11 protein-coding genes are annotated in these 9002 nt (G+C 29.3%); 1 reads left to right on the forward strand and 10 read right to left on the reverse strand.

The features are described from left to right. Positions 1 to 261: 261 nt before the first annotated feature. The 9 genes from ACYPV9_RS14060 to ACYPV9_RS14100 form a co-directional block, all read right to left on the reverse strand. Positions 262 to 945: a hypothetical protein gene (locus ACYPV9_RS14060; RefSeq protein WP_459744775.1), complete on the reverse strand. Its 684-nt coding sequence runs from the start codon at positions 943 to 945 to the stop codon at positions 262 to 264. A gap of 379 nt (positions 946 to 1324) precedes the next feature. Next, the gene (locus ACYPV9_RS14065) at positions 1325 to 1513 is read right to left on the reverse strand and encodes a hypothetical protein (protein WP_349374291.1); all 189 of its coding nucleotides are present in this window, start codon (positions 1511 to 1513) and stop codon (positions 1325 to 1327) included. A gap of 159 nt (positions 1514 to 1672) precedes the next feature. Continuing rightward, a complete protein-coding gene (locus ACYPV9_RS14070) occupies positions 1673 to 2269 on the reverse strand; it encodes a hypothetical protein (protein ID WP_459744778.1) in 597 nt (198 codons plus the stop codon). A gap of 193 nt (positions 2270 to 2462) precedes the next feature. Further along, positions 2463 to 2960: a hypothetical protein gene (locus ACYPV9_RS14075; protein WP_459744781.1), complete on the reverse strand. Its 498-nt coding sequence runs from the start codon at positions 2958 to 2960 to the stop codon at positions 2463 to 2465. 167 nt (positions 2961 to 3127) lie between these two features. Next, the gene (locus tag ACYPV9_RS14080) at positions 3128 to 3445 is read right to left on the reverse strand and encodes a type II toxin-antitoxin system RelE/ParE family toxin (RefSeq protein ID WP_068449022.1); all 318 of its coding nucleotides are present in this window, start codon (positions 3443 to 3445) and stop codon (positions 3128 to 3130) included. After that, entirely contained in the window at positions 3445 to 3678 is a 234-nt protein-coding gene (locus ACYPV9_RS14085; RefSeq protein WP_459744787.1) for a hypothetical protein, read from the reverse strand. Before ACYPV9_RS14085 ends, ACYPV9_RS14080 begins: the two co-directional genes overlap by 1 nt. Positions 3679 to 3894: 216 nt before the next feature. Then, positions 3895 to 5325 (reverse strand): serine hydrolase domain-containing protein, encoded by a 1431-nt coding sequence (locus ACYPV9_RS14090; RefSeq protein WP_459744789.1) that lies wholly within the window; start codon positions 5323 to 5325, stop codon positions 3895 to 3897. 204 nt (positions 5326 to 5529) lie between these two features. Continuing rightward, positions 5530 to 5832 (reverse strand): antibiotic biosynthesis monooxygenase family protein, encoded by a 303-nt coding sequence (locus tag ACYPV9_RS14095; RefSeq protein WP_459744791.1) that lies wholly within the window; start codon positions 5830 to 5832, stop codon positions 5530 to 5532. A 9-nt stretch (positions 5833 to 5841) separates the two neighbouring features. Further along, positions 5842 to 6249, reverse strand: coding sequence for a GNAT family N-acetyltransferase (locus tag ACYPV9_RS14100; RefSeq protein ID WP_459744793.1), 408 nt, complete (start codon positions 6247 to 6249; stop codon positions 5842 to 5844). Positions 6250 to 6326: 77 nt separating this feature from the next. On the opposite strand from ACYPV9_RS14100, the gene ACYPV9_RS14105 reads away from it, so the two are divergent. Continuing rightward, positions 6327 to 6476 (forward strand): hypothetical protein, encoded by a 150-nt coding sequence (locus ACYPV9_RS14105; protein WP_459744795.1) that lies wholly within the window; start codon positions 6327 to 6329, stop codon positions 6474 to 6476. Positions 6477 to 7496: 1020 nt separating this feature from the next. On the opposite strand, the gene ACYPV9_RS14110 is transcribed toward ACYPV9_RS14105, so the two are convergent. After that, positions 7497 to 8378 (reverse strand): DUF4238 domain-containing protein, encoded by an 882-nt coding sequence (locus ACYPV9_RS14110; RefSeq protein ID WP_459744797.1) that lies wholly within the window; start codon positions 8376 to 8378, stop codon positions 7497 to 7499. Positions 8379 to 9002 lie beyond the last annotated feature (624 nt).

Raw genomic sequence — 9002 nt, forward strand, 5'->3', positions numbered from 1 at the left:
TGTTTCCCGATTGTAAGTTCGGCTAAAATTTTTAATTTAAAAGGTTCACTGTAACGTCTAATTACTTTGTCATTTCTGTACATAATGTTTAAAATTATGTAGCCTTATTTCAGGACGGGTCACGCTTGTGCCTAACGTGTTTGTATATGGTTTGTTGCGTGGTTAAGCAACTAAGTTAACAAATAAAAGCCGAATAGAAAATCCGCGAGGATTTTCGTAAGTAGGCTAGGACCAAGCAATAAATTATATACAGTGTTGTGGTTAGTTTTTTATTTCCACTTTCAGATATTTAATATTTTTTTCACAGCTTGAATGTAATTCAGATGTCAATTTTAAATAGTAACTATTTTCAAATGTTATTAATTCTGTTGTGCGATAACCCTCAATTCCAATAACGTATTGTTCTTTAGTTTTTAAATTCGTTAATGCAATTTCCTCTTCTCCATAATAGTTTGAGTGAGAAATAGCTGTTTCTCCATTTGAAGTCAAAGGATTTCCCATTGTAAAACAAGTCAGTCCGTTTTCTAAATCAACTGATAAAAATCCCCAACTTTCATAACCAGTAATTTCAATTAAAGCATTTCCGAAATAAGTTCCTTTAAATTCGTAATTGGAATATCCTTTTTCTTTTTTTAAATATTTACACGCTTTTAATTCAGGTGTTTTTATTCCAATTCCATTATTAGCATTTGCAGAAAATGTATAGCAAGAGTCTTTAAGTTTGAAAATTTCAGGATACTTATTGGTCAGTTCAATTTCAGATTTTGGCTTAAAATCAATAAATTTTTCTGAAATCTCAATAATTTTTTCGTATTCTGATTTGTCAATAAGTTCCGATTTTCCATTTAGAATATTCGACAGATTCCGTATTTCAAAATCACAATCTTGAGCCCAAGAAATTTGGACAATTGTAAGTAGAAATATTAAAATCAGTTTTCTGTTCATAGGTTTGGGTAAATTAACCACAACGTTGTTGTATATGGTTTGTTGCGTGGTTTAAGCACCTAATTTAGCAAATAAAAACCGAATAGAAAATCCGCGAGGATTTTCGTAAGTAGGCTAGAACTAGCAATAAATTATATACGGTGTTGCCATTTCGTTTTTTTTATTCAGATTTTTAATTGTCCAACTTTATTCTATTTTTAGATTTTCTATAGTTTGAGTGAATTCGGTCAGCGATATATTCCTCAAATTTTTCAATTCCGATTGAGTGAGTAAATATTGAACTTGCTAAATTCCATATAATTCGGTTTTGGTTTCGATTCCGTAAATAAGATTAAAAGTCTGTTATGATTTTCATTCAGTCAAGATTTTCTGTTTTTAATTATTTTTTCAATAGATTTTTATCTATTACGCCATAAATTGCTCCGAAGCCAACAATTGTAAATATTAATTGCAGAATATTAAGAATAATTTCAGATTTTACATAAACACCAATATGTGGTTTAATCATTAATGTTAAACCGAAGCTAAATACTATAGAAATAATTCCGACTAATATTTTTAAAATCATTTTATTCATTTTTAAGTGCGCTCTGTCAATGAATGGCAACGTGATTATATATGGTTTGTTGCGTGGTTTAAGCACCTAATTTAGCAAATAAAAACCGAATAGAAAATCCGCGAGGATTTTCGTAAGTAGGCTAGAACTAGCAATAAATTATATATGGTGTTATGCACTGCCTTTTTCACTAATTATTTTTTTCATTTCTTGTGGGTTCATATCTTCTATATTGTTCAAAAATTCCCCACTTGGTTTCCAAGTTCTTTCTTTTTCAGATATTGTTGAGTTCTTGATTTTCTTTTTAATTTCAACTAAGTTTTTCTCAATTATTTCCAGATTTGATTTAACTAATTTTTTAGGAATTGCAATGATAATTCCTTCTTTTAAATAACTTAAATTTTCATAATTATACAGATTAAAATATAAGTTCGGACTTTTTCCGTTTTCACAACAAAAATTCCAATCTGGTTTCCAAATTTCTGTTGAATAAAATTGAAGTTTTCTATTTAAATCAATCTCATTTCTATATTTTTTAGTCCATTTTATGTTGTTTTCTTCATTCCATTTCATTCTACCAAAACCTAACCATTTATTTTCATATTCATATGATTGAAAGGTTCTTATATAGGCAGATTTTTCAGAAATTTCAAGAAGTGAATTTATATTTGGATAAATAGTTTTAAAATTTTCCCATAGATATAATTCCGATTTTGAATTTGTGTTAATAATCCAAACTTTATATTTTATTCCAAAAAGCCATTCCATTTTATGAGTTCAGTTTGGTGGTTGTGCATAACGGTTTTGTATATGGCTCGTAGCGTGTAAATTAGCGATTATTTTTCGGTTGAGCACGAGCCGATTTTTTTAATTTTTTATTATCTTTTTTTTTCAATAAGCCAAATTAAAAAATTTGGCGGACTTGCAAATATGCCTTAACTTCGATTAAGTAACTAATTATCTATGAGTTATATACGTTGTTGGCAACTGGCATTTTTTTCAACTTATTATTCAGTTCAATTTCTTTTTGTGTTCCAATTACGTATTTTTTTCCGTTTTTCAATTCAATAGCAAGTCCTTTATTTCCGTTAATATTATAAACAGTTCCGTATTTGCTTCCAAGTCTAATTCCATAACCAACAAATCCATAATTTACGATTTTTATAGACTTTAATTCATTCCATTTTATTGTCTTTTTCACAAATGGAACAAAGTGCATTTTAATTCCGTCATTATTTATCTCTGTTATTAAAGTCATATACCAGTTAAAATATATGAAACCGAAAATAAATATTGATAAAATTATCATTCCTGTGTTTGAAACTGGTGTATTTCCAACAGGATTTCCCATAATTAATTGCTCGTATATTCCGTAAATTGGAATAATTGCTAATCCAATTAAAATCAGCCAAATCCACCATTGAGTAAATTTTTGTTTTTCAATAAATTGAATTTTCATATTATTCTTGCTGTTTGTTTTTGCTTGTTGCCAACGTGTTTATATATGGTTTGTTGCGTGGTTAAGCAACTAAGTTAACAAATAAAAACCGAATAGAAAATCCGCGAGGATTTTCGTAAGTAGGCTAGAACTAGCAATAAATTATATACAGTGTTGGCAATCTGGCTTTATTTTGTTCGTTTCATTTTCGGTGGATTTTGTCGAGTATCAAAAACATCAGCAATTTTTATAAATCCGTTTTGTTCATCAACCGAATATATCACTTTGTAGTTTTTGAATACCAAATAACGATATTGAATTTCTCTATCTTTAAGTAATTCTTCTTCTTGTCCAATAAAGGACGCTTTGATTAATTTTTCCGATTCTTTAATTATTCCAGTTACAATTTTAGTAGCAACTTTTAAACTTGCTTTCTTTTCGTAATATTCATAAATTTCGTCAAGTTGAGTTTCCGAAAAGTCTGACCAAATAATTTTAAAATTCATTATTCATATTTGGCTAAAAGTTCAGAACTTGTTTTAAATCGATTGTTTTTGAAATCCGATTCAGATTTGTCAATTCGTTTGTTTAACTCATCAATGGTCATAGGTTTAAAAAGTCTTTCGTCAGAACTATCTTTTTCCTTTTTCAGTATTTTCTCAAGCTTGGAAATTGCTTCCTCGCTTTGAAGTTTTAGGAATTCTTGAATAAATTCTATTTTTCTAGCTTCTATGTTCATTTCGAGTTTCTTTTTATCAAAGATACTAAATTATCAAATTCAATTAACATCTTTCCTGGTTTAACGAATTTTTCAGCTTGTTGCCAACGGTTTCGGCTATGAGTAGTTGCGTGGTTTAGCGGTTAACTTTGCAAGTACACACCAAACTGAAAATCCGCAAGGATTTTCAGAAGTAGGCGAGAACAAGCAATTACTTATAGCCATTGTTGTAGGCAGTTATTTTATTCGGTTTGCAGTTTTATCAATTCCTTGAGCTTCTTGAATGACTCTATATTTTTCTACTTTTCCATTATCATTCAAGATGAACGTATATGAAACTTCTGGTGACCAGCCATCAACAATGAATTTTGTTTTAGAAACTGGGACAAGTTCCATTTTATAGTCTGTACTCATAACAACGTAAAGTTTATCATTCTCGAAAGCTATTTCTTTTTCTTTTTGAGTATCGGTAAGATATTTGCCTGCATACGATTTTAAAATTTCGTTATCTAACTTTATAGGTTTTTCAACTTCTTGATTGTACAGTATTCTACGAGTATTTTTTATCGGTATTTCTGTACTTGATAAGGAATTATTTTGCAAAATAATTATAGTCTTGTCGTTATCAAGATTTCTTTCGATGTAAGAAATATATCCAGCCCAACCTCCGGAATGAGAGGCAATTTTACCATATGTTTTTGTGCTATCAATCATCCATCCAAATCCGTAGTCGGTTTGAGAACTGTCTTTTGTCATTGTAGAAGAAAATATCAGATTACGGTCTTGGTCATTGATTAAATTGTTTCCATAAAGTGTTCTGTCCCATTTTAGTAAATCTTTTGGGTTTGAATTAACCATTCCATCGCCTACTATGCCGTCAAGAAATACCACGTAGAAATCTTTACCCATTTCGTCAGGTAAAATCTTTTTTTGTAAACTGTCTGAATAAATATAGCCGTTAGCATAATTTTGAATCTCTTTAGGCTGAAACCTCCTTCTGTAAACAAATGTGTTTTTCATATCCAAAGGTTTAAATATTTTTTCGTGAAGATATTGTCCAAATTTTTGTCCACTTACTCTTTCAATAATTGTCGCTAAAATTAAATATCCCGTATTGCTGTAATCCCATTTTTCGTTTGGCTCAAAAAGTTTTTTGGGTTTAACTTGGTTAAATAGTTTAAGAATGTCATCATTCGTTGCTATTTTAGATTTATCCCAATTTTTGTCAGCGAGTTCCATATAATCAGGAAGACCGCCCGTATGGTTTAATAAGTTTTTAATTGTAATTTCCTTATAATCATTTAGTTCAGGGATATATTTGGTAATATCGTCTTCATAGGATAGTTTACCTTCTTTTACAAGCTGAACAATTCCCATAGCCGTAAATTGTTTTGAGACAGAAGCTAATTCAAATATTGTACTGTCGTTCAACTTTCGGTTGGTTTGTTCATCGGCTATTCCGTAGCTTTTTTCAAATATTACATTTCCATTTTCGGCAACTAGAACACTACCATTAAAATTTCCTTTATCATATAATTCGGAATAAAGTTTATCAAGCTTTAATGCTTTTGGGTTTGTTTTGCTTTGAAATTTTGTTGTTTCGGTATTTTCTTTGCAAGAAATTAAACAAATAATTCCGATTAGTAAGGTCAAAAAATAGTTTTTCATTAGTTGTTCAAGTTTTTTTAATTGATGAAAGTTTAAATATATAACGGAATTTTTTCGGATAATTGCCTACAACGTTTTTGTATATGGTTTGTTGCGTGTTTTAGGCACCTAATTTAGTAAATAAAAACCGAATAGAAAATCCGTGCGGATTTTCGTAAGTAGGCTAGAATTAGCAATAAATTATATACGTTGTTGTACGCTGGCTTATTCAGCAAATACTTCGTAATGTTTTACACTTCCGGGGAAGTCCACTAAATATTGTTTGTCCTCATTGTAAGCTACTGCCTTTTCAAAATTTGGTCCCGTGAAATTTTTTATGGTGTTCAAACCTGTCCAAAAGGTTAACAACTTAAAATAAGTAAATTCATTGTCAGAGCGTTTTAGGAATGTTAATTTTATAAATCCATCTGTTTTTCTATAATCAGGAATATCTCGTTCTTTAATGATTTTTGCATACATTTCTGAGTGTACAATTCTGGTTTTTCCTTCCCAAACTCTTGCTGTCATAATAATTGTTTAGTGTTCATCTCCTTTATAAATCCACATTGACATTGTTTCTCCAGCTTTTTCAAACCCAAACTTTCTGTAAAAATCGATTGCTTTTCCATCAGCAGTCAACATTTGCATATGGAAATTTTTATATTTCTCTTGAAACTTATTCACTATCATTTGTCCGATTCCTTTTCCGTGATATTCTGGATGGACAAGTAAGTGCGGATAATAAACGACTAAGTATCCATCAGATATTGCATTTCCTAGTCCAACCAATTTTTCTTTGTTCCAAGCCGTAACTAATGAATGAGAATTTAACAAAGCGTTTCTCAATTCGATCGGCTTGTCAGCAGAACTCCATTTATTAGCTTTATATAATTCAACAATTTCTTTTGTGTCAATTTCTCTTGTTTCTGATAGTCTAATTTTCATTTGCTGTTTTTTTTAGCTTGCGTACAACGTTAAAATATAAGATTAGTAACGGAAAATTAAACAAAAACTTAATAAAAATGAACTTAAAGAAAATATTTATTTGGATTGCTTACATAGCATTTGTAATTGACTTTTTTATAGACGGTAAAGAAACTAATTACAATGCGTGGATTATAATATTTTTGTTTTGGATTGCAATAAACACTGTAAAAAAAGACAAAAAGTAGTTATTAATTTTATATAGTGTTATTGTTAGTGTTTGGCTTGATTTACTTAGGTAAACTTAACAAAAGTTACGGTATTACTGCTTAACCGCACACGCTCTATGACTTTTGAGCCAAATATTAACTCTAACGTCTCGGCTATGGTTAGTACGGGAATTAAAAGTAATGAATTTCCGATTAATCACTTAGCCAAATTTTTTTATTTTGTTTTATCTTTTCTTTATTAAAGCCAAATCAAAAGATTTGGCGGACTTAGTAAATATACCAAAACTTTGGGTTAAGCATCAAAACCCGTATTAATTATAGCCCTTGTTGCCAACCGTTATTTCAATTTATTGGGTATCTTATGGTCTATAGAAAGTTTTTATGCACCAAATTGGAAATAAAAACAATAAGCAATTCAGTATTGAAATAGATAAGTGTAAGAAATTACTAGGAAATAATAGAATGAAATCATAATCTTTTATTGTAGCTGAATAACTAGAAACACAGAAAGGGAACAAAAAAAGTCTAATTTTTACCCAAATATTTTGCTTTATGCCTTGTTGAATAGTGGATAGTATTAGGGCAAACCCGATGATAAGTGAAATTCCTATAGAGCTAGCCCATAATTTTAGTGAAGCTTCAAAGTATATGCTTATAATTGTTAGATACCAAACTAAATAACACCATAAAATCATTTTTTGGGATGTTATATTTTTGAAATATTTTAAAAAAACAGTTATCACAATATCGTATGCTTCTTTTTATCTTGTCTAATGTCAAGTTTTGTTATTCAGTTAATTATATTTGGGTCAAATCTACCAATTTTAATAAACATTTTAGAGTTTTTTTTCTCTTTAGCCCAAGGAATTTATCGGATTCTGATGGGTAATGGTTGGCAACGTGTTTATATATGGTTTGTTGCGTGGTTTAAGCAACTAATTTAGTAAATAAAAACTGACAAAGAAAATCCGCGAGGATTTTCGTAAGTAGACTAAAAGCCAGCAATAAATTATATATGGTGTTGGCAGTAGTATTTTTTTATTCAAATATTTCGAATACTCTTTCTTTCAAATGTTTTATTCGGTTCTCTGTATTGTACATTTGAGCGAGGTTAGCAATATCTTCTAAATATTTCGGATTTGAACCACAAACCATCTTTTTAGCTTGAATAAATCCTAATACATCAATATCAATTCTGTTTTCAGGTGGAATTTCCTTTAATATTTTTCCTTTTGTATGATAAATAGTTTTTCCTTTCGAGATTGAAAAGATTAATTCAGATTCTAAAATATTCAAACATTTATTATTTCTTATAATTAAAGGATTATCTGATAGTAAACCTAATTGAGGATTATTTTCAGGTGTGTAAAATAATCTCCAATTTTCCAATTTGCAGTTTTTGCTTATTCTCATAAAATCTTCCATTCCTCTTATTATTTTTGAAGTTTTTATAAAAAAGGGTTCGTCTTTTAATTTGTTAAATTTTTCCTCTGTTATATTCTCACCTGTAATTTTATCTTTTGCTTGAAGAATTGATTTCCCCATTACCATTTTATTGATATAGTCATCTGCTTTATCATCTTGACTTGGAACTCTCCAATGTATTTCGGAAATAAAATACATAAGATGAAGTATTTCATATGGACTTAGTTCTATTTGTTCTTGTTTTTCAACTATTTTATTATATGTTTTAAAGAATTTTGTTTCTCCTAATTGATATGCTTTTTCAATAAAATCATTTTTTTCTCCATTTATGTTGAATGAATTTCTATTCCATTCAAAGAATACTTGTTTTGGACTTTTTCGTTTTTTTTCTAATTCATCTTTATCTTTGTTATAAACAGATAAGAAACCATCTTCACTAACGAATCCTTTTATCCAAAATTCAGGAATATAATGATGTCTTTTTGTAATATTCAAATCGGTTTGTTTTCAAGGATTATTACTGCCAACGTGTTTGTGTTATTAAAAGTTGCGTTTTAAGTCGACGGCTATTTTCCGAAGGAAAGTAGATGTGGACAAAAATGCAACAACTTTACTAAAGCTAAAAGTAGCAATTTTTTATACACGGTGTTGCCAAATAGCTGTTTTTATAGTTTCCAATTTGTTTTTTTATTTCTTTAACTTTTCAAAATTCAGATTTTGAGAGAGAATTCCACCAATTTTTTAAATTCAGTGTTTGAGTAAATTCCGCAATTTAGATTTTCCACGTTTTGCTCAATTCCGCAAACTTTTTCAATTCCATAAACTTGCTAAATTCAGATTTCGAGTAAGAATTCCGCATTTTTGTTTTTAGAGTTTGAGTAAATTCAACGTTTTAAAATTCCGCAAACTTTCTAAAAATTCTTTCAGAATTTCACGAGCGAGAGAGTGTTCCACATTCTGAAAATTTATTTATTTCTCTTAAAATTTAGAACTTTAAATCACAAATTCCTTTTTTCAGCAATTGAGTGAGAACAGTTTTTGGCAACGTGTTTGTACAAGGTTAGTTGCGTAGTTTTGCTATAAATTTAATAAATAATTACTGACAAAGAAAATCCGCGA

Source organism: Polaribacter sp. OB-PA-B3 (assembly GCF_054589375.1).

What these genes read in the sequence shown, in the direction of transcription:
- ACYPV9_RS14060 (WP_459744775.1), bottom strand. Translation starts at nt 945, where the DNA reads ATGAACAGAAAACTGATTTTAATATTTCTACTTACAATTGTCCAAATT.
- ACYPV9_RS14065 (WP_349374291.1), bottom strand. Translation starts at nt 1,513, where the DNA reads ATGATTTTAAAAATATTAGTCGGAATTATTTCTATAGTATTTAGCTTC.
- ACYPV9_RS14070 (WP_459744778.1), bottom strand. Translation starts at nt 2,269, where the DNA reads ATGGAATGGCTTTTTGGAATAAAATATAAAGTTTGGATTATTAACACA.
- ACYPV9_RS14075 (WP_459744781.1), bottom strand. Translation starts at nt 2,960, where the DNA reads ATGAAAATTCAATTTATTGAAAAACAAAAATTTACTCAATGGTGGATT.
- ACYPV9_RS14080 (WP_068449022.1), bottom strand. Translation starts at nt 3,445, where the DNA reads ATGAATTTTAAAATTATTTGGTCAGACTTTTCGGAAACTCAACTTGAC.
- ACYPV9_RS14085 (WP_459744787.1), bottom strand. Translation starts at nt 3,678, where the DNA reads ATGAACATAGAAGCTAGAAAAATAGAATTTATTCAAGAATTCCTAAAA.
- ACYPV9_RS14090 (WP_459744789.1), bottom strand. Translation starts at nt 5,325, where the DNA reads ATGAAAAACTATTTTTTGACCTTACTAATCGGAATTATTTGTTTAATT.
- ACYPV9_RS14095 (WP_459744791.1), bottom strand. Translation starts at nt 5,832, where the DNA reads ATGACAGCAAGAGTTTGGGAAGGAAAAACCAGAATTGTACACTCAGAA.
- ACYPV9_RS14100 (WP_459744793.1), bottom strand. Translation starts at nt 6,249, where the DNA reads ATGAAAATTAGACTATCAGAAACAAGAGAAATTGACACAAAAGAAATT.
- ACYPV9_RS14105 (WP_459744795.1), top strand. Translation starts at nt 6,327, where the DNA reads ATGAACTTAAAGAAAATATTTATTTGGATTGCTTACATAGCATTTGTA.